This is a genomic window from Streptomyces sp. CB02058, from assembly GCF_001905505.1.
Lineage (GTDB): Bacteria > Actinomycetota > Actinomycetes > Streptomycetales > Streptomycetaceae > Streptomyces.
In genome coordinates this window covers 55,878-73,146 of sequence record NZ_LIPG01000001.1, presented here as the reverse complement: position 1 = coordinate 73,146, position 17,269 = coordinate 55,878, and the positions used below count along the sequence as shown (strand labels likewise).

The 17,269-nt window shown below is 71.8% G+C and carries 23 protein-coding genes; 6 read left to right on the top strand and 17 right to left on the bottom strand.

Annotation, left to right across the window (positions count from 1 at the left end):
• Nucleotides 1-8 precede the first annotated feature (8 nt).
• From AMK10_RS00380 to AMK10_RS00365, 4 genes are all read left to right on the top strand, one after another.
• Nucleotides 9-836 carry an alpha/beta fold hydrolase gene (locus tag AMK10_RS00380; protein WP_073743562.1) on the top strand — a complete coding sequence of 276 codons (828 nt, stop codon included), beginning with the start codon at nucleotides 9-11 and terminating at the stop codon, nucleotides 834-836.
• 73 nt (nucleotides 837-909) lie between these two features.
• Entirely contained in the window at nucleotides 910-1,509 is a 600-nt protein-coding gene (locus AMK10_RS00375) for a molybdopterin-dependent oxidoreductase (RefSeq protein WP_073743560.1), read from the top strand.
• A 2-nt stretch (nucleotides 1,510-1,511) separates the two neighbouring features.
• The gene (locus tag AMK10_RS00370) at nucleotides 1,512-2,216 is read left to right on the top strand and encodes an FAD-binding oxidoreductase (RefSeq protein WP_073743558.1); all 705 of its coding nucleotides are present in this window, start codon (nucleotides 1,512-1,514) and stop codon (nucleotides 2,214-2,216) included.
• A gap of 46 nt (nucleotides 2,217-2,262) precedes the next feature.
• Nucleotides 2,263-2,541 (top strand): DUF6510 family protein, encoded by a 279-nt coding sequence (locus tag AMK10_RS00365; protein WP_073743556.1) that lies wholly within the window; start codon nucleotides 2,263-2,265, stop codon nucleotides 2,539-2,541.
• 43 nt (nucleotides 2,542-2,584) lie between these two features.
• Here the strand turns inward: AMK10_RS00365 and AMK10_RS00360 are convergent, their stop codons facing one another.
• The 3 genes from AMK10_RS00360 to AMK10_RS00350 form a co-directional block, all read right to left on the bottom strand.
• A complete protein-coding gene (locus tag AMK10_RS00360) occupies nucleotides 2,585-3,841 on the bottom strand; it encodes a GNAT family N-acetyltransferase (RefSeq protein WP_073743554.1) in 1,257 nt (418 codons plus the stop codon).
• A gap of 66 nt (nucleotides 3,842-3,907) precedes the next feature.
• The gene (locus AMK10_RS00355) at nucleotides 3,908-4,879 is read right to left on the bottom strand and encodes an asparaginase (RefSeq protein WP_073743552.1); all 972 of its coding nucleotides are present in this window, start codon (nucleotides 4,877-4,879) and stop codon (nucleotides 3,908-3,910) included.
• A 52-nt stretch (nucleotides 4,880-4,931) separates the two neighbouring features.
• The gene (locus tag AMK10_RS00350) at nucleotides 4,932-5,609 is read right to left on the bottom strand and encodes an RsiG family protein (protein ID WP_073743550.1); all 678 of its coding nucleotides are present in this window, start codon (nucleotides 5,607-5,609) and stop codon (nucleotides 4,932-4,934) included.
• A gap of 115 nt (nucleotides 5,610-5,724) precedes the next feature.
• Between AMK10_RS00350 and dtd the strand changes: the two genes are divergently transcribed.
• Nucleotides 5,725-6,174, top strand: a complete 450-nt coding sequence (dtd, locus tag AMK10_RS00345; protein ID WP_073743548.1) for a D-aminoacyl-tRNA deacylase — start codon at nucleotides 5,725-5,727, stop codon at nucleotides 6,172-6,174.
• Nucleotides 6,175-6,203: 29 nt separating this feature from the next.
• On the opposite strand, the gene ygfZ is transcribed toward dtd, so the two are convergent.
• From ygfZ to AMK10_RS00315, 6 genes are all read right to left on the bottom strand, one after another.
• On the bottom strand, nucleotides 6,204-7,169 hold the full coding sequence (ygfZ, locus tag AMK10_RS00340) for a CAF17-like 4Fe-4S cluster assembly/insertion protein YgfZ (protein WP_073743546.1): 966 nt from the start codon (nucleotides 7,167-7,169) through the stop codon (nucleotides 6,204-6,206).
• 30 nt (nucleotides 7,170-7,199) lie between these two features.
• Nucleotides 7,200-7,679 carry a Fur family transcriptional regulator gene (locus AMK10_RS00335; RefSeq protein ID WP_073743544.1) on the bottom strand — a complete coding sequence of 160 codons (480 nt, stop codon included), beginning with the start codon at nucleotides 7,677-7,679 and terminating at the stop codon, nucleotides 7,200-7,202.
• A gap of 44 nt (nucleotides 7,680-7,723) precedes the next feature.
• Nucleotides 7,724-8,296 (bottom strand): FABP family protein, encoded by a 573-nt coding sequence (locus AMK10_RS00330; protein ID WP_073743542.1) that lies wholly within the window; start codon nucleotides 8,294-8,296, stop codon nucleotides 7,724-7,726.
• 258 nt (nucleotides 8,297-8,554) lie between these two features.
• Complete coding sequence (locus tag AMK10_RS00325; protein WP_073743540.1) at nucleotides 8,555-9,457, bottom strand: hypothetical protein; 903 nt, start codon at nucleotides 9,455-9,457, stop codon at nucleotides 8,555-8,557.
• Complete coding sequence (locus tag AMK10_RS00320) at nucleotides 9,454-10,353, bottom strand: hypothetical protein (RefSeq protein WP_382565004.1); 900 nt, start codon at nucleotides 10,351-10,353, stop codon at nucleotides 9,454-9,456. The genes AMK10_RS00325 and AMK10_RS00320 overlap by 4 nt, the downstream gene beginning before the upstream one ends.
• Before the next feature lie 5 nt (nucleotides 10,354-10,358).
• Nucleotides 10,359-11,123, bottom strand: coding sequence for a hypothetical protein (locus AMK10_RS00315; protein WP_198959596.1), 765 nt, complete (start codon nucleotides 11,121-11,123; stop codon nucleotides 10,359-10,361).
• Between the two features lie 133 nt (nucleotides 11,124-11,256).
• Here AMK10_RS00315 and AMK10_RS00310 point away from each other — a divergent pair, with 133 nt between their 5' ends.
• Nucleotides 11,257-11,619 (top strand): DsrE family protein, encoded by a 363-nt coding sequence (locus AMK10_RS00310; protein WP_073743536.1) that lies wholly within the window; start codon nucleotides 11,257-11,259, stop codon nucleotides 11,617-11,619.
• A 29-nt stretch (nucleotides 11,620-11,648) separates the two neighbouring features.
• Here AMK10_RS00310 and AMK10_RS00305 read toward each other — a convergent pair whose 3' ends face one another.
• The 8 genes from AMK10_RS00305 to AMK10_RS00275 form a co-directional block, all read right to left on the bottom strand.
• Nucleotides 11,649-11,906, bottom strand: coding sequence for a DUF3099 domain-containing protein (locus AMK10_RS00305; protein ID WP_073743534.1), 258 nt, complete (start codon nucleotides 11,904-11,906; stop codon nucleotides 11,649-11,651).
• 139 nt (nucleotides 11,907-12,045) lie between these two features.
• Nucleotides 12,046-12,333, bottom strand: coding sequence for a DUF1416 domain-containing protein (locus AMK10_RS00300; RefSeq protein WP_014154938.1), 288 nt, complete (start codon nucleotides 12,331-12,333; stop codon nucleotides 12,046-12,048).
• Nucleotides 12,334-12,381: 48 nt separating this feature from the next.
• Nucleotides 12,382-13,221, bottom strand: a complete 840-nt coding sequence (locus AMK10_RS00295) for a sulfurtransferase (RefSeq protein ID WP_073743532.1) — start codon at nucleotides 13,219-13,221, stop codon at nucleotides 12,382-12,384.
• 146 nt (nucleotides 13,222-13,367) lie between these two features.
• Complete coding sequence (locus AMK10_RS38655; protein ID WP_350310325.1) at nucleotides 13,368-13,448, bottom strand: putative leader peptide; 81 nt, start codon at nucleotides 13,446-13,448, stop codon at nucleotides 13,368-13,370.
• Between the two features lie 252 nt (nucleotides 13,449-13,700).
• Nucleotides 13,701-14,396, bottom strand: coding sequence for an LmeA family phospholipid-binding protein (locus AMK10_RS00290; protein ID WP_073743530.1), 696 nt, complete (start codon nucleotides 14,394-14,396; stop codon nucleotides 13,701-13,703).
• 140 nt (nucleotides 14,397-14,536) lie between these two features.
• Nucleotides 14,537-15,952 carry a hypothetical protein gene (locus AMK10_RS37280; protein ID WP_073743528.1) on the bottom strand — a complete coding sequence of 472 codons (1,416 nt, stop codon included), beginning with the start codon at nucleotides 15,950-15,952 and terminating at the stop codon, nucleotides 14,537-14,539.
• Nucleotides 15,953-15,962: 10 nt separating this feature from the next.
• Nucleotides 15,963-16,217, bottom strand: a complete 255-nt coding sequence (locus AMK10_RS00280) for a MoaD/ThiS family protein (protein WP_073745905.1) — start codon at nucleotides 16,215-16,217, stop codon at nucleotides 15,963-15,965.
• Nucleotides 16,218-16,258: 41 nt separating this feature from the next.
• Complete coding sequence (locus tag AMK10_RS00275; protein ID WP_073743526.1) at nucleotides 16,259-17,176, bottom strand: alpha/beta hydrolase; 918 nt, start codon at nucleotides 17,174-17,176, stop codon at nucleotides 16,259-16,261.
• Nucleotides 17,177-17,269: the final 93 nt, after the last annotated feature.

The following is a 17,269-nucleotide window of genomic DNA, read 5'->3' as shown; positions in this document are numbered from 1 at the left end:
GGTAGGCCATGCCGGTCTGCACGACGCGTGACGGTGTCGACATCTTCTACAAGGACTGGGGGAACGGCCGCCCCGTGGTCTTCATCCACGGCTGGCCGCTCAACGGCGATGCCTGGCAGGACCAGCTGAAGGCGGTCGCGGACGCCGGATACCGCGGCATCGCGCACGACCGCCGGGGCCACGGCCGCTCCACCCCGGTGTACGACGGCTACGACTTCGACACCTTCGCCGACGACCTGCACGACCTGATCACGCAGCTCGACCTGCGCGACGTGACGCTGGTCGCCCACTCGATGGGCGGTGGCGAGCTGGCGCGCTACATCGGCCGGCACGGCACCGACCGCATCAAGTCCGCCGTCCTGCTCTCGGCCGTCCCGCCGCTGATGCTCCAGGGCCCGGACAACCCGGAAGGCGTGCCCCAGTCGGTCTTCGACGACATCAAGAAGGGCATCCTGGCCGAGCGCTCGCAGTTCTGGAAGGACACCGCCGTCGGATTCTTCGGCGCGAACCGGGACGGCAACAAGGTGACCCAGGGCAACAAGGACGCCTTCTGGTACATGGCCATGGCCCAGACCATCGAGGGCGGCGTGGACTGCGTGGACGCCTTCGCGTCGACGGACTTCCACGAGGACCTGAAGAAGTTCGACATCCCCACGCTCGTCGTGCACGGCGACGACGACCAGGTGGTGCCGATCGACGCCACCGGCCGCAAGTCCGCGAAGATCATCCCGAACGCGACCCTCAAGGTGTACGAGGGCGGCTCGCACGGGATCGCGCTCGTCCCGGGCGACAAGGAGAAGTTCAACAAGGATCTGCTGGACTTCCTGAAGAAGTGACACGGCGGTAAGTCGCCCGCGGTCCGTCGGCCGGTCCGGCTCCGACGCGGCGTCGAACTGAGAGGGACAGATCATGGGCGACTTCTCTCCGGGCTTCCAGGGCCGCACGCACCGGTTCGAGGGCAGGCTGCCCCCCGGTCAGTACCCGACCGAGTCGTTCCCCGTCCTCTCGGCCGGTCCCACTCCGCACGTGCCCACGGACACGTGGGAGTTCACCGTCACCACGGAGACCGGGCGGAAGCACATCTGGGACTGGGAGCAGATGAAGGACCTGCCCCAGGAGGAGTTCACGGTCGACATCCACTGCGTCACGCGGTGGTCGAAGTTCGACACCTCCTGGCGCGGGGTCTCCATGGACACGTTGCTCGCGGACGTCGAGACGACCGCGGACTTCGCCCTCGTCAGGAGCGAAGGCGGCTACACCACCAACCTGCCGCTGGAGGACCTCCAGGACGGCAAGGCCTGGCTCGTCCACACCTTCGACGGCTACGACCTGTCGCCCGAACACGGTGGTCCCGTCCGGCTGCTGGTGCCGCACCTGTACTTCTGGAAGTCCGCCAAGTGGGTGAAGGGTCTCACCCTGACACCCGGGAACGAACCGGGATTCTGGGAGTCGGTGGGCTACCACGAGTACGGCGACCCCTGGCGCGAGCAGCGCACCTGGAGCGACTGACCATGAGCACGTGGTTGCCCGCCCGGCTCGTGGGGCGCGAGGACCAGTCCGCGACCGGCCGCACCCTGTACCTCGACGTGCCCCGCTGGCCCGGGCACCTGGCCGGCCAGCACGTGGATGTGCGCCTCACCGCGGACGACGGCTACCACGCCGTACGCAGCTACTCCCTGGCCGCCCCGGCCGAGGGATCCCGGATCGAGCTCGGCGTGCAGTCCGTACCGGGCGGCGAAGTCTCCCCGTACCTCGCCGACGACCTCCCCCTGAGCGCCGAGGTGGAGGTCAGGGGCCCCTTGGGGGGCTGGTTCGTGTGGCGGCCGGACACGGACGGCCCGGTGCTCCTGGTGGCTGGCGGCTGCGGCATCGTGCCGCTGATGGCGATGATCCGAGCCCACCGGAACCACTCGACGGCACCCATGCACCTGGTCTACTCGGTTCGCGATCCCGGCCAGATCTGGTACCACGAGGAACTCACCGGCACCGGTCTCGGCACGACCGTGCACCTCGTCCACACCCGGCAGGCCCCGCCCGGTTCGTCCCGTCCCCCGGGCCGGGTCACCGCCTCCGACCTGGCACTGCCCACCGCAGCCGACGGCACCGGGCCCGAGTGCTTCGTGTGCGGGCCGACCGGCTTCGTGGAAAACGCCGCCGGACTGCTGACCGACGCGGGCCACCCGCCCGGGCGCATCCGCACAGAACGCTTCGGCTGACCGACCCGACCCGTCGCTACCGACCCGACCCGTCAAGGAGGCACCCGTGCCGGACACCCCGTTCACCTCGCACCGGGACGGCAACGCCCTGGCAGGCCCGCTGTCGCAGATCTTCGCCGTCGACCCGACCACGGCCTGGCGGCGCTGCCCCGACTGCGGGCTGACCGGCTCCCTCGCGCAGCTGCACGTCTTCGGTCCCGAACCCGGCCTGACCGGACGCTGCCCCGGCTGCGCGGCAGTCGCCCTGCGCCTGGTCGAGCAGCCCGGCCATCTGTGGCTGCAGATGGGCGGTGGCGCGGGCGCGTTCAGGTTCCCGCGCCTCTGAGCCGCCGCCGGGGGTTCGTGCGCCGCGGTTCGGGTCCAGGGCGTCAGAACACGTCCGGGCACCACGGCCGCAGGGGCGTCCTGAACACCGCCTCCGCCGTCGCGGCGGCCCCCGCCCTGTGCTCGTCCAGCCGGCCCAGCGCGGCCAGCCGCAGCGGCGACTCGTCGCCGAGATACAGCGTGCCCAGCTCCGCCACGTCCAGCGTGAGGTCCGCTTCGCGGGTCGTCGGGGCGCACGAGGCGCCGGACGGCGAGACCTCCAGCAGATAGCGGCCGCCGGCCAGGCCCGCCGCGTCCCTGACGTCCAGGACCAGGGCCGCCTCGGTCGCGTACGTCCGTGCCTCCAGAGCCCGGGGGACGTCCAGCAGCCGCAGCCACAGCCAGTCCGCCTGGGTCACCACACGGGCGGCGCGCGGGTCCGGCAGGAGGAGCGGCAGCACGTCGTCGGGGGCGCGGTAGCCCGTACGGACCGTGGTGATCCAGTCGATGGAGCAGACGAACCGCCACAGGGAGCGTTCCGCGGCCGGGGTCGCGGCGATCATGCCGCTCACCGTCGCCTTGTTGAGCGGCTGCTTCCGGTCGCCCCAGTTGGCGTCGGCGCGATAGGTGACCAGTCCGTCCGTCTCCCCGTCCGCGGAGCGGTACACCGCGTGGAACGGCTCCGTCCACGTCTCGGACGCCGGGACGTCCACACCGGTGTTCCGCTGCCACCAGCGCTCGTCGCGGGAGACCACGCCGTGCTGCCGTGCGGCGAGACGGGCGTGCAGTCCGGGGCCCAGCTTGCGCACGTCCGCGCCGTCCACCAGCTCGATCCGGCCGCCGTCCGCCTCGGAGGGGACCCTGCCGCGCGGGTCCAGGCCCGCCCGGGGGACGTCGATCTCCCACTCGGTGGTCCAGGCGGCCGGACCGAATCCGTACCGCCCGTAGATCGGGTACTCGGCGGCGATCAGCGACGCCACCACGTCACCACGGTCCTTCGCCGCCGCCAGGTCCTTCGCCATCATCCGGCTGAGCAGCCCGCGCCGCCGGTGCGTGGCGGTCACCGTCACGGCCGTGATCGCGTCCGCCCGCACGGTCGCACCGCCGACGACGGTCAGCTCCTGGGCGAAGGACCGGAAGGTGGCCACACAGCGCCCGGCGTCGAACACGCCCTGCACGCGGTCGAGATCGGCATGGGCCAGACGCAGCGCGATCTCCTCCTCCGGAACCGGTCCCGCCGACGACCGGAGGAATCCGACGCCGACGGCGCGCATCCAGTCGGGGAACTCGGCTGCGGAGACGGTGCGATGATCAAGGCTCATCCGCCCACGCTAGGCACACGGCCCCCGGGATGTCGCGCGCTTTTACGGCCGCCTCGCGGCCACCGGTCAGAACGCCGCCCTGATCTCGCCGACCCGCGCGGCACCGCCCAGCAGCGGCGCGCTCCCGATGCGGGACACCACCGGGGCGTCGACGCCCAGCAGTTCGAGCGAGCGGGCCAGCACGGGCCCCAGGGCGCGCGTCGCGCCGTCGTCGATCTTGAAGGCCAGCGCCCTGCCGTCCGGGAGGGCCAGCGCCTGGACCGCCTCCGCGCCCATCTTGGAGAGCGCGCCCGGCACCTCCCGCATCAGCCAGGTGTCCGGCCGCCGCGTGCCCGCGACGTACTCCGGGTGCGCCCGCATCGCGTCCGCGACCCGGCGCTCCGCCGTGCCGGGCTCCGCCAGCACGAACGACCGGAACGCGCGGGCCAGGCCCACCAGCCCGATCGCCATCAGCGGCGCCCCGCAGCCGTCCGTGCCCAGCGCCGCCACCGGCTCGCCCGCCGCCTCGGCCACGACCTCGCCGACCAGCCGCTGGAGCGGGTGCGCCGGGTCGAGATAGCTCGCGGTGTCCCAGCCGTTGCGTACGCAGACGGCGAGCATCGCCGCGTGCTTGCCCGAGCAGTTCATGGTGAGCGGCTCCCGCACTCCCCCGGCCGCGAGATACGCCTCGGCCTCGACCGGGTCCAGCGGCAGATCGGGCGGGGTCTGGAGATCGTCCGGCTTCAGCCCGTGCTCGGCGAGCATCGTGCGCACCAGCTCCAGGTGGAAGCCCTCCCCCGAGTGGCTCGCGGCGGCCAGCGCCAGCCGCTCCCCCGAGAGATCCAGCCCGGCCCGCAGGATCGCCGCGGCCTGCATCGGCTTGTTGGACGAGCGCGGGAAGACCGGGGCCGCCGGGTCGCCCAGCGCGAGCTCCACGCTCCCGTCGGCGGCCAGGACCACGAGTGACCCCCGGTGACGGCCCTCGGTGAAGCCGGACCGCACGACCTCGGCCAGGACCGGGAGCACGGGCGACGAGGACGGGGCTATGGAGGAGGTCATGGGGTGAGGCCTTCCGGGGGACGGGCGTGACCCGCCCCCCGTCGGGGTCGCCTCAGGCGAGCAGGTCCTCTACTTGTGCTTCCCCGTCACGGTACCTGCGGGCGATCTCCGCGCTGCAATCGTCGACGGTCCGCTGGAGCCGGTGACGGCGCCTGGACACCCGCTGCTCGTAGCGCACGAGCCGCGCCATGGCGGCGAGCAGCTCTTCGTCCGTCCGGGCGTCGAGGTCGGAGAGCTCGACCTCCGCGAGCGTGTCCGCCGCCAGCTGCCGGTACTCGTCGCTGCGCGGCGTGGTGAGGGTGACGTGCCGCACCGACGACCGGTGGACGGACGGGGTGTCGGCGAGGATCTCCGAGAGCCGGTCCACCACGGGCGACTGGGGCCCGCCGCGGCCGGCGAGCTCGGCCCGCAGGATGTCGATGCGGCCCTGGACCAGCCGGCGGACGTAACTGAGGTCCGCCTCGTCGCGCTGCGCCTCCCGGCGCCGGGTCCGCAGCTCCGGCAGCCGCAGCCCGCCGAATTCGGGCTGCGGGCGTACGGAGGCGAGCCCCTCTCCCGCACCGCCCCCGGTCTGCCCCGGCACGGAGACCGCGCCGGGCAGCTGCACGGGCGGCGTGGACAGCTGGCCGGGAGCGTCGTCACCGGTCCGCTGCACCGGTGGCCGCAGGCTGCCGGGTGTACGTGTCACTGGTACGGCGCCGGGCGATGGCCCGGTTCCACGTGTCGTCATGATGTTCCGTCCCCTCGACCGGTGCGTCGGCACACCGACATCGTGCATCGTGCCACTACGCAGGGTGTTCACGCAGGTGCTCTGTACCCGTTCAGCCCAAGATAGGTTGGTCTGTATGCGTGCAGTGATACAGAGAGTGGACGGTGCGAGCGTCACCGTCAGGGACGCCGCGGACGAGTCGCAGGCGCACGGAACGGTCGGCGAAATCGTCGGCGAGGGGCTGTGTGTGCTGGTGGGGGTCACTCACGGCGACACCTCGGAGAAGGCGGCGCAGCTCGCCCGCAAGCTGTGGACCTTGCGGATCCTCGAGGGCGAGAAGTCCTGCTCGGACGTGAATGCACCGCTTTTGGTCATTTCTCAGTTCACCCTCTACGGGGACGCCAGGAAGGGCCGCAGGCCCACCTGGAACGCCGCCGCGCCCGGCGACGTCGCGGAGCCGCTGGTCGACGAGGTCGTGGCACAGCTGCGCGCGCTCGGCGCCCAGGTGGAGACGGGCAGGTTCGGAGCGGACATGCGGGTCTCGCTCACGAACCACGGCCCGTTCACCGTACTGATCGAGGTCTAGAGCCTCCCGGACGGATGCGCGCGCGCCGCCTACGGCTCGACGACGGTCTCCTGGGCGGCGGCCGTGTCACCGGCGATCAGCTCGGCGTCCACCGCCACGTTCCGCTTCACCAGCGCCAGGGCGATCGGCCCCAGCTCGTGGTGGCGGGCCGAGGTGGTGATGAAGCCGAGCTGGCGGCCCTCCTCCCCGTCCGCGGCGAGCCTGACCGGGGTGCCGTGGCCGGGCAGGTGGACCTCGCTGCCGTCCAGGTGCAGGAAGACGAGGCGGCGCGGCGGCTTCCCCAGGTTGTGGACACGGGCGACCGTCTCCTGGCCCCGGTAGCAGCCCTTCTGGAGGTGCACGGCGGTGCCGATCCAGCCCAGCTCGTGCGGGATCGTGCGGTGGTCGGTCTCGAAGCCCACGCGCGGGCGGTGCGCCTCGATGCGCAGCGCCTCGTAGGCCAGGATGCCGGCCACGGGGCCGTGCGCCGCCGCGTACGCCTCCAGGCCGTCCCGGGGCAGGAAGAGGTCACGGCCGTGCGGCGTCTCGCGTACGGCCACGCCGTCGGGGACCTCGGCGATGGAGCCGGCGGGCAGGTGCACGACGGCGAAGTCCTCGGTGCGGTCGGCGACCTCGACCCGGTAGAAGAACTTCATCGACTCCAGGTACGCGATCAGCTCGCCCTCGGTCCCGGGCTCGGCGTGCATCCACACCGTCGTGCCGTCGTCGACGAGGTAGAGGGCGTGCTCGATGTGCCCGTTGGCGGAGAGGATCAGCGCCTCCGTCGCCTGGTTCGGCGCGAGGTCGCTGACGTGCTGGGTGAGCAGCAGGTGCAGCCAGGCCAGCCGGTCGTCGCCGGTGACCGTGACGACACCGCGGTGCGAGAGGTCGACGAGGCCGCTGCCGTCGGCGAGGGAGCGTTGCTCACGGAACAGGTCGCCGTAGTGCGCGGCGACACCTTCGTCGCGCCCCTCGGCGGGGACGGCGCCGGGCAGGGACAGCAGGGGGCTCTTCATGCGACCAGCGTACGACTCGTACGGCGCGGACTACCGCCCGCCGTCGGGGCCCTCGGCCGGTCCGGACCGCTCCGCCTTCGCCTTCTCCTTCGCCTCCACCGTGCAGCCGGCGCAGCGCCCGAAGATCGCGAAGTGCTTCATGTCGGTCTCGAAGCCGAACGTGCCCCGCAGCTTCTCCGTGAAGTCGGCAACCACGTCCACATCCGCCTCGATGACGTCCGCGCAGTCACGGCAGACCAGGTGGATGTGGTGGTGGCGGTCCGCCAGGTGGTACGTCGGGGCGCCGTGCCCGAGATGGGCGTGACTGACCAGCCCGAGCTCCTCCAGGAGCTCCAGGGTCCGGTAGACGGTGGAGATGTTCACCCCCGACGCGGTCCTGCGCACCTCGCAGAGGATGTCGTCGGGCGTCGCGTGCTCCAGGGTGTCGACGGCCTCAAGGACGAGCTGGCGCTGAGGCGTCAGCCGGTAGCCACGCTGCCGAAGATCGGTCTTCCAGTCGGTGCTCACCACAGCCCCAGTGTAGGGCTGGGTGAGCACGGGCCCGCCTGAACGGACTACTTGAAGAACGCGATGCCGTCGTCCGGCAGGTCCCCGAGGCCCCGCGCCATCTCGGCGACCTCCTCAGGGGTGACGACCTTCTTGAGGTGCGCCGACATGTACGGCCGCAGCTCCACGTCGGGGGTGGCCTTCTCGCCGACCCACATCAGGTCGCTGTTCACATAGCCGTAGAGCCGCTTGCCGCCGCTGTACGGGCCGGAGGCCGCCGTGCGGGCCACCGCGTCGGTGACGAGGTCGATCTGCGGCTTCTGCTTCGCCAGCTCGCCGTACCAGACCTCGACGATGCCCTGGTCGCGGACCATGACGATCTCGACCTTGCGGTCCTTGTCGACGCGCCAGTAGCCGGACTCGGACTCCAGCGGCTTGACCTGCTTGCCCTCGGCGTCGAGCACCCAGGAGTGCGAGACGTACTCGAGGAAGTCCCGGCCGTCGTGGCTGAAGGTGACTTCCTGGCCGAAGTTGCACTTCTCGGCACCGGGGAAGTCGGCGACACCCGCACCCGCCCAGTTGCCCAGGAGGAAGGCCAGCGGCACGAGGTCCGGGTGGAGGTCGGACGGAATCTCGATCATGAGCGGCTCAGACGATCTGTGAGGTGTACGGAAGGTGTTCGGCGAGGGTCAGCGCTGGCCCTGGTACAGCTTCTTCACGGCCACCACGGCGAAGGCGAGCACGCCGACGCACACCAGGACCAGCAGGGCGGAGAAGAAGGCCTCAAGCACGGGAGCTCCTCGGAACGAACGACATGACGGCAGCGGACGGCCGGGCCCCCAGCCTAATGGGTGGGGGCCCGGCACGGCGGTCCGGGGTTTCCCCCGGGCGCGGTCCGCTCAGCCCAGGAGCTGGTTCTGCAGGATGACGGTCTGGTGGAAGGGAACGGCTTCCGTTCCGGCCTCGCCCTTGCGGCTGTGGACGATCAGGGCGACGGTGTCCCCGGCCAGCACGTACGCGTGCCGGACCTGCTCCGCGCCGTACGGCTCGGCCTCGGCGTACACGTGCGCGGTGGTGAACTGCGGCCCGGCCGTCGAGGTCCAGTCCTCGTCGAAGGAGGGCTCGTCCGTCCCGTCGAGCGGGATCGGCAGGGAGCCGTTCTCGAAGAGGTCGTCGTGGAAGGACGTCGCGTACGCCACCGAGTTGAACCGGAGCAGATAGACCCGGGACGAGGTGCCGTCCGGCATGGTCCAGGCGCGGGCCGCGATGTGGCGCAGCGCGGTGTCCTCCAGCTGCTGGGTGAGGTCGGCGCGCTCGGCCTCGGGGTACTCGGACGCGTACTGCGCGATGTCCGTCCAGCCGCCGTCGAGCTTCTTGTCGACCGTGGCGCCCGCCGGCGCGGGCAGCAGCAGACGCCGCAGGTCCGCGTGGTGGACCTCCGCCGTGTTGGAGTCGCTGTACGGGCGCGGGGAGCCGGCGGGCAGCGCGGGCAGGCTCAGCCGGGGGTAGCCCCAGCGCCCGTCGTCCCGCGTGGCGAGCCCCGGCACGTCGGTGCGCTCCATCGACGTGATCCCGGCGGCCGTCCCCGCGCCGAGCCCTCCGAGCACCAGCACGGCGGCCGTCCACCGGGCGACGGCACGCAGGACACGGCGCTGGGAACGGGCAGCGGCGGCCTGTACCGGCGCCGGCTCCGGGAGGTCCGCCGTAAGGACCTGCGGCGGGTCCTGCGGAACCGGGGGGACGAGGGGCGGGGCCGCCGGAGGAGCGACCGTGTCGGTCGGTCCGGCCGTCTGCTCGGTCATACGTACTCCCCCGGGGACGTGATGTGGTCCAGCTGGTCCTTCAGCATCTCGGCGACGGCGGCCTTGTCGACGGGCTTGAGGCCGGAGGCCCAGTAGCTGATGCTCAGCTCACCGTCGTACGCCGTGCACACCATGTCCTCGATCTCGCTGTCGCCGTCCTTGGGCTGGAGGTAGCAGGCCGCCTGCCTGGTGTGACCCTTGATCTTCGGGCCGTCGCGGAACACGCGGAGGGCGTCGAACAGCCCCGTCTGGAAGGTGTGGAATTCCCGCACCGCCTTCTTGTCCTTCATCCGCATGATCTCGGCCTGCACCTCCAGGTCGTTCTCCTGCGAGACGTACGAACGGACGGCGAGGCCCTGCACCCGGAGCCGGTCGATCCGCTTGTCGAACTCCCGGCGCTCCTTGCCCGCCAGCCCGCGGTTGCCCTCCTTCATCACGGCGGTGGCCTGCCTGCCGTCCACCTCACCGTCGTTGCCGAGCTCCCGGATGTCGGGGCCGAGCCGGAAGCCCTTGGGTACGGGGAGCAGCAGCTTGCTCAGCGCGGTGTCGGACCTGCCCCGGCTCCTGTCACCCGCCGGGTCCTTGCCGGGCTCGCGCCCCGGCTCCCAGAGGGTCGTCTCCACGGTGCGGTCCGCAGTGTCGACGGTGGCCTTCGTGTACGCGCCCGCGCCGCCGACGGCGCCGAGCACCAGCACGAAGGGGAGCGCGGTGAGCAGAATCCGCCGGGCCCGCCCGGTGCGCGCGGGGGTGGCCGGGACCTCGGCCGCCGTGACGCCCGGGGTCGTCTCCGGGACTGCTGCCTCGGTGTCCGGGGCCGCCGCCGTGACGTCCGGCGCTGCCTCCGGAGCTGTTGCCTCGACGTCCGGGGCCGTCTCCGGGGGGTCGGGCAGGGTCATGTCGTTCACAGGCGCTCCAGCTGTCGCTCGGCCAGCGTCCGGATGTCCTTCTTGCTGATCGTCCGGGTGTCGAACAGATTGATCTCGACCATGACGTCACCGCGGTGTATGACGGCCCTCGCCCGGTAGAAGGGCAGATAGCCGGGCTTCCGGTCGACTCCGTAGACGTAGTAGCGGCCGTCTCCGCTGCCCTTGACCGGGTCGCCCTCGTTGCCGGCGCCTTCCTCGGTCCCGGACATGTACGAGCGCTGCCCGTCGGCGAACTCCTCGGCGGAGGTGTTCACCCCGGAGGCGAACTGGACGAGCCGGACCGTGGCTTCGCGGTGCTCGCCCTTCTTCCAGGCGGCCCCCGCGACGCGGCGGATGTCGGCCTCCAGGAGGTACTCGAACATGGTGTCCTCGCTGTAGAAGTCGCGGGCGAGGCTGCCCACGGTCATCCAGCCGTCGTCCAGCCAGTCCACGTCCTTGTTCTCGCTCCACCCCGACGGACGGTCGATGATCAGCTTGCGCAGATCGCCGTCCGTCTTGACCTGCCGGTCCTGCGAGGCGGGCAGCGGGGCCGGCACCTTGTCCGCGGGCAGCGCCTTCGCCGGGTACTCCAGACGGGGCTGGGAGAGCGCGGGCAGCGGCGTCGGTGGCCGTTCGGCCTGGATTCCGTATCCGACGGCCGTGCCGCCGGAGATGCCGAGGAGCGCCGCGGCGGCGATCAGCAGGGTCGTACGGCCGCGCGGCCGAGGGCGCGCGGGGACGGCCGGCGGAGCGGCGGGCACGTCAGGAATGGTGTCGTTCGGTTCCAAAAGGGTCCCCCCCAAGAGACCTGAAGCGCGGGTTCCGTCACCCGCGCACACAACTGACTCACAGGTCACAGGGGAGGTTGCTCACCCGCGGATTACAGTTCGGTACATGTCGAAGAAGCTCGTGATCAAGGTGACCGCCGGAGCCGATGCCCCCGAGCGCTGCTCGCAGGCCTTCACCGTCGCGGCCGTGGCCGTCGCCAGCGGGGTCGAGGTCTCGCTGTGGCTGACCGGCGAGTCCGCCTGGTTCGCCCTGCCCGGCCGCGCGGCCGAGTTCGAACTGCCGCACTCCGCGCCGCTGCCCGATCTGCTCGACTCGATCCTGGCGGGCGGCCGGCTCACGCTCTGCACCCAGTGCGCGGCACGGCGCGACATCACGGAGAAGGACGTCCTGGAGGGCGTACGCATCGCGGGCGCCCAGGTCTTCGTGCAGGAGGCCATGACGGACGGCACCCAGGCGCTCGTCTACTGAGCCCGCTCCGGGGACTGCCCCGGCCGCCCTCAGCGGCGTTTCCTGCCGTCGAGCTCGTCCCACCACTCGTCCGACTCCGGGTCGCCGGAGGGATCGTCCCACCAGCGGTCCTCCGGCCCCCGCCGGTTCGCGATCACCGCCGCGACGGGCGGCACGACCATGGCGACCACGCACATCGCGACCGCCGCGGGGACGGACCACAGGCGCACGAAGGCCCAGGCGGAGACGAACAGGAAGAGGCATCCGCCCATCATCAGGAAGTAGACGCGCCTACGCCGGGCGTACATACCTCCAGCGTAGAACTCCCGGGCCCGGAACTCTCCTTGGGCGCGGCACGGACCCGGACGGCACGAAGGGCCGCACCCCGGTACAGGTGGCGTCCAAACCCCCTGGGGTGCGGCCCTCCGGCCGTTCGTGCGCGTGAAACTACACGGCGATGGCGACCTCGGCGAGGCCCCCGGTCTGCGCCACGACCGTACGGTCGGCGGTGCCGCCCGGAACGAGGGCGCGCAGCGTCCAGGTGCCCTCGGCCGCGTAGAAGCGGAACTGTCCGGTCGCCGAGGTGGGAACCTCGGCGGTGAACTCACCGGTCGAGTCCAGCAGACGGACGTAGCCGGTGACGGGCTCGCCGTCGCGGGTCACGCTGCCCTGGATGGTGGTCTCGCCCGGCTTGATCGTCGAAGCGTCGGGGCCGCCGGCCTGTGCTCCACACATGGTGTTCTGTCCTTCTGGTCGGGGTCCTGCTGATCGGATCCTGCGGAATTACTTGTTGGCGCCGAGCTCGATCGGCACGCCCACGAGGGAGCCGTACTCGGTCCACGAACCGTCGTAGTTCTTGACGTTCTCCTGGCCGAGCAGCTCGTGCAGGACGAACCACGTGAGCGCGGAGCGCTCACCGATGCGGCAGTACGCGATGGTGTCCTTCGACAGGTCGACCTGCTCGTCCTCGTAGAGGGCCTTGAGCTCGTCGTCCGACTTGAAGGTGCCGTCGTCGTTGGCGTTCTTCGACCACGGGATGTTGCGGGCGCTCGGCACGTGGCCGGGGCGCTGCGACTGCTCCTGCGGGAGGTGCGCCGGGGCGAGCAGCTTGCCGCTGAACTCGTCGGGCGACCGCACGTCGACGAGGTTCTGGCTGCCGATGGCCTTCACGACGTCGTCGCGGTAGGCGCGGATCGACTCGTCCTGGGCCTTGGCCTTGTACTCGGTGGCCGGGCGCGTCGGGACGGCGTCGGTCAGGTCGCGGGAGTCGAGCTCCCACTTCTTGCGGCCGCCGTCGAGCAGCTTGACGTTCTCGTGGCCGTACAGCTTGAAGTACCAGTACGCGTACGAGGCGAACCAGTTGTTGTTGCCGCCGTAGAGGACGACGAGCGTGTCGTTGCCGATGCCCTTCTCGGAGAGCAGCTTCTCGAAGCCGGCCTGGTCGACGAAGTCACGGCGGACCGGGTCCTGGAGGTCCTTCGTCCAGTCGATCCGGATCGCGTTCTTGATGTGGTTCTTCTCGTACGCCGAGGTGTCCTCGTCGACCTCGACGATGGCGACCTGCGGGTCGTCGATGTGGGCCTCGACCCAGTCGGCGTCGACCAGGACGTCTGCGCGGCTCATGTGTTTCTCCTCCGGGGCAGTCTGCGGCGGGGTGGTGCGGAGTGCGGGTGCGGGGTGTACGCGCAGGTGCGTGCGGAACGCGTACGGGAGGCACGGTCCGGCCCTGACGAAGTCGAAGGGCCGGGGGAAAACGGGAGAGATCCCGCTCAGAAGGTGCGACAGAGCATGGCGGCGACGCGGCACAGGTCTACTGCCCGCCGCTTCGTGAGGTCCGCCTGTCGCTTCATGTGTCCGATCGTAGGGAGGTACGGGCGGAGATGTCACCGTCGTGTCGCATGATGAGACACGATCGTCCGCGATGCGAGACGAGTGAGCCCTCGGTCCGTGCGGCGGCAGGAATTCCGGGCCTCCTCGCCCGGCCGCCATCTGCGCCTCGGACCGGTCCGTCTCATTATCCGGATCGGCTGTCCGGACCGGCTTCCGCGATCCCCCTACCCCGCCCGGCGGCAGGCTATCCGCGAGGCGCCCGACTCGACGCCTCAGCCCGCGAGTTCGATGTCGGCGCCCGTCATCGATATCTCCAGGCCTCCGGGCGCGACCTCGATCTTCTCCAGCTCCAGCCCGTCCGGCAGTCCGCTGATCCCGCGCTCGAAGTCCGTCTTCTGCCTGACCAGGTCCTCCAGGCCGGGGATGCCCTCGCCCGGGACCTCGTCGGCGTGCACCTTGACCGTGTCGCCGTCGACCAGGGTGACGGTCGACAGCACGCTGCGCTTCAGCTCGCGGTCCAGCAGCGGGATGCGGACCGAGCCGGTGACCTTGACCTTGCCGTTGCCGCCGTAGGCCACGGTGACCCCGTCGTCGGCAGCCTCGGTGAGGGCGGCGTAGGAGACGACGGCCGTCCCGGTCGCCCTGGCGGCCTTAGCGCTGGTGTAGCCGGCGCCGAGGGTGACCTCGTGCAGCTGGGCCCTGATCTCGCCGATCCGCAGCTCCCGGCCGGCCGCCTTGGCCCGCATGTCCTTGACCGTCACGTCGACCCGGTCGAGCTCCGACCCCGCCAGCTGCGTCAGAAAGGGGAAACCCTTGATCGATATCTCGGTCGAACCGGCCTCCGCGCTGCCGAACGCGACCCGGTCCTCGGCCTCGGACTCCGCGAGGTGGACGGCGGCACGGTCGACGGCGACGAAGACGCCGCCCAGAACCACGGCGATGATCAGCAGTATTCGCAGTGCGCGCATGCCTGGTGTTCCCCCACTCGGACCGGCCGGACCTCTGGCGCCGCGAGCCTACTGCCGCCGTGCGGCGCACCCGGAGTGATCGACGATCGGAAGGCCCGCCCGGTTCCGGAAGAGCGGGGAACGGCGGGAGCGCGAGGACGTCAGGCGATCGCCCGGCCGATCAGATAGACGGCGGGAGCCGCGGCCGTGAGCGGCAGCGCCACCCCTGCCGTCATGTGCACGAAGCGCGACGGGTAGTCGTAGCTGGCCACCCGCAGGCCGATCAGCGCGCAGCCGCCGGCCGCGAACCCGAGAAGGGCGGCGCCCGCGCCGAGGCCGAGGAACGTCCCGGCCGCGAGGCCGACGGCCGTCGAGGCGAGCAGCGCCGCGACGACCGAGACCGGGCCGGGCAGCGGCAGCGCCCTGACGAGCACGCCCGCGGCGACCGCGATCCCGCCGGCCGTCACGGCGTCGGGGACGGCCGCCAGATGCCCGGCGGCCAGCACCGCGAGCGAGGCCGAGGCGACGGTGGCCGTCAGCCCGTACATCCGCTCGTCGGCCCCGGCACGGCTGCGCAGCTGGAGGACGATGGTCAGCAGCACCCAGACGCCGAGCGTGCCGAGGATGGCCGCGGGGGCGTTGCTCCGGCCCGCGATCAGCAGGACGACGTCGGCCACGAAGCCGCCCGCGAAGGCGAGCGCGATGCCCTGCCTGGCCGGCCACATGCCGTTGAGCCGGAACCAGCCGGCGGCGGTCACGGCCTGCAGCAGGACCAGGGGCACCAGCAGCGCGTACGCCCCGATGGCGGCACCGAGCGCGAGGAGCAGACCGAGGCCCGCGGTGATCGCGGCGGGCTGCATGCCCGGCGCGATGATCGGCGAGCGGCCCTCGGCGCGGGCCCGCTGGGCGTCGGTGATCCGGCTGTTGCCCAGGGTCGTGGGCGCCCCGTAGCCGGACCCGTCGGGCCGGACGGCCGGTGCCTCGGGCGCCACCGGAGCGGCGGGCGCGGCCGGGGCCTCGGGCGGCAGCGGACAGGCGGCCTGCGCGGGGGCGGGCGCCTGTGCGGGGGGCGCGGGCTCGGGCTGCCGCGGCTGGACCGTCGGCTGGTACGTGGTGTCCCAGGTCTGGCCCTGCCACGTCTGGGCGACGCCCTCGTCCGCCCGGCCGCCCTGCGGCAGGCCCTGCTCCGGATAGACGGGGGCGGCCTGCGGCTGCTGTCCCGGGGCCGGGGCCTGCTGGCCGTAGCCCTGGGCGGGCTGCGGCTGCCCGTACGCCGGCTGCTCGCCGTACGACTGCTGCGGGTGCGGCTGGTGCTGCTGCTCGCCGTACGGCTGCTGCGGGTACTGCTGCTGCGGCCGGTTGTACGCCGGGTCGTGGGGCTGCTGCTGCGACTGCCCGTACGCCGGGTCCTGGGGCTGCGGCTGTCCGTACGCCGGGTCCTGGGGCTGCGGCTGTCCGTACGCCGGGTCCTGGGGCTGCGGCTGTCCGTACGCCGGGTCGTAGGGCTGCTGCTGCGGCTGCCCGTACGGCTGCCCGTACCCCGGGTCGTACGGATACTGCTGATCGTTGTCGCTCATGGTCTGCGGTTCACCCTCCTGCGAACGGCGGGAGCACCTCGACCGTGCCGCCCTCGGCAAGCCGTACGGTCTCATGTCCCCGGGTCCCCACGGGATTCCCGTCTATCAGGAACGAGCACCGGAGCAGCACGCGCGACAGCTCACCGGGGTGCCGCTCGCGCACCCCGTCGAGCGCCTCGGCCAGCGTGTCCGCCGCGTACGGCTCCTCTGCGGTCCCCGCGGCGGCCTTGGCCGCGGCCCAGTAGCGGATGGTCCCCGCCGCCATGGCGGCACCCCTTTCGTCGTGCGTCAGCTGTCCATCATGGATCACGCCGACTCCGTCCAGTCCGCGATACGGGTCAGCAGCTTCCCGTCCGCCGCGTTCTCCGCGTGGCCCATGCCGTGCTCCAGCCAGAGATCGGCCCGGCCCCCCGCGGCTGCGGCCAGCATCCGCGGGTGGTCGACCGGGAAGTACGGGTCCCGGTCGCCGTGCACGATCAGCAGCGGCGCGGTGATCAGCGGGACCGCCTCGACCGGGGAGAGCGGCACGGGGTTCCAGTCCTCGCGGTGGATACGGGTGCGGAAGCCGAGGCGGCCGACGATCCGGCCCAGGGGGCGGGTGACCACCCAGTGCAGCCGGCGCATCGGGGCGGTGCCCCGGTAGTACCAGCGCGCCGGAGCGCTCACGGCGACGACGGCGTCCGTATGCGCCCCTGCGCGCCCCTCATGCGCCTCTGTGCGCCGCCCCACCCGATCGGCCCCCGGCGCCTCCGATTCTTCCGCCACCGATCCACCGGCTTCGGGCGCCGTATACAGAGCGGCGTGCCTGAGCACCACGGAACCGCCCATCGAGAAGCCGACCGTAACGATCCGCCGGTGTCCCAGCGACCTCGCCCAGGCGACCGCCGCCGCCAGATCCAGCACTTCGCGGTCGCCCACCGTGGACCGTCCGCCCGACTTTCCGTGGCCCCGAAAGGAGAAGGTGATCACGGCCGCACGCTGCGCGAACACCTCGGCGGCCCGCAGCACGGCCGGCCGGTCGACCGAGCCGGTGAAGCCGTGCGCGAGGACGACGGCCGTCGTTGCGGGCGCACTGCCTCCGGCGGCACCGGAACCCGCCGTACACGGGGTGTACACCGCCTCGATACGGACCCCGTCACCCGTCAGCAATGTGGTGCGCCGGGGGATCGGCGTGATCGAGGGAACAGAAGAACTCAGGAATCGACCCTCGGACACAGAACTCATGTGGGCTATTCTGCTGCGAAGAGGATCCGGGCAAAGCAGCCCCCGGGTCCTTTTGTGCTTTCCGAGCGTTGTTACGGCAACGTTTCCATAAGC

Bases quoted from the DNA above. Each gene is read 5' to 3' on its own strand.
- AMK10_RS37280 (WP_073743528.1), bottom strand. From the start codon at position 15,952: ATGAGCGACAACGATCAGCAGTATCCGTACGACCCGGGGTACGGGCAG.
- AMK10_RS00300 (WP_014154938.1), bottom strand. From the start codon at position 12,333: ATGTGTGGAGCACAGGCCGGCGGCCCCGACGCTTCGACGATCAAGCCG.
- AMK10_RS00360 (WP_073743554.1), bottom strand. From the start codon at position 3,841: ATGAGCCTTGATCATCGCACCGTCTCCGCAGCCGAGTTCCCCGACTGG.
- AMK10_RS00350 (WP_073743550.1), bottom strand. From the start codon at position 5,609: ATGACGACACGTGGAACCGGGCCATCGCCCGGCGCCGTACCAGTGACA.
- AMK10_RS00275 (WP_073743526.1), bottom strand. From the start codon at position 17,176: ATGAGTTCTGTGTCCGAGGGTCGATTCCTGAGTTCTTCTGTTCCCTCG.
- AMK10_RS00310 (WP_073743536.1), top strand. From the start codon at position 11,257: ATGTCGAAGAAGCTCGTGATCAAGGTGACCGCCGGAGCCGATGCCCCC.
- AMK10_RS00280 (WP_073745905.1), bottom strand. From the start codon at position 16,217: ATGGCGGCGGGGACCATCCGCTACTGGGCCGCGGCCAAGGCCGCCGCG.
- AMK10_RS00295 (WP_073743532.1), bottom strand. From the start codon at position 13,221: ATGAGCCGCGCAGACGTCCTGGTCGACGCCGACTGGGTCGAGGCCCAC.
- AMK10_RS38655 (WP_350310325.1), bottom strand. From the start codon at position 13,448: ATGAAGCGACAGGCGGACCTCACGAAGCGGCGGGCAGTAGACCTGTGC.
- AMK10_RS00320 (WP_382565004.1), bottom strand. From the start codon at position 10,353: ATGACCCTGCCCGACCCCCCGGAGACGGCCCCGGACGTCGAGGCAACA.
- AMK10_RS00305 (WP_073743534.1), bottom strand. From the start codon at position 11,906: ATGTACGCCCGGCGTAGGCGCGTCTACTTCCTGATGATGGGCGGATGC.
- AMK10_RS00290 (WP_073743530.1), bottom strand. From the start codon at position 14,396: ATGCGCGCACTGCGAATACTGCTGATCATCGCCGTGGTTCTGGGCGGC.
- AMK10_RS00355 (WP_073743552.1), bottom strand. From the start codon at position 4,879: ATGACCTCCTCCATAGCCCCGTCCTCGTCGCCCGTGCTCCCGGTCCTG.
- AMK10_RS00370 (WP_073743558.1), top strand. From the start codon at position 1,512: ATGAGCACGTGGTTGCCCGCCCGGCTCGTGGGGCGCGAGGACCAGTCC.
- ygfZ (WP_073743546.1), bottom strand. From the start codon at position 7,169: ATGAAGAGCCCCCTGCTGTCCCTGCCCGGCGCCGTCCCCGCCGAGGGG.
- AMK10_RS00380 (WP_073743562.1), top strand. From the start codon at position 9: ATGCCGGTCTGCACGACGCGTGACGGTGTCGACATCTTCTACAAGGAC.
- AMK10_RS00375 (WP_073743560.1), top strand. From the start codon at position 910: ATGGGCGACTTCTCTCCGGGCTTCCAGGGCCGCACGCACCGGTTCGAG.
- AMK10_RS00330 (WP_073743542.1), bottom strand. From the start codon at position 8,296: ATGATCGAGATTCCGTCCGACCTCCACCCGGACCTCGTGCCGCTGGCC.
- dtd (WP_073743548.1), top strand. From the start codon at position 5,725: ATGCGTGCAGTGATACAGAGAGTGGACGGTGCGAGCGTCACCGTCAGG.
- AMK10_RS00325 (WP_073743540.1), bottom strand. From the start codon at position 9,457: ATGACCGAGCAGACGGCCGGACCGACCGACACGGTCGCTCCTCCGGCG.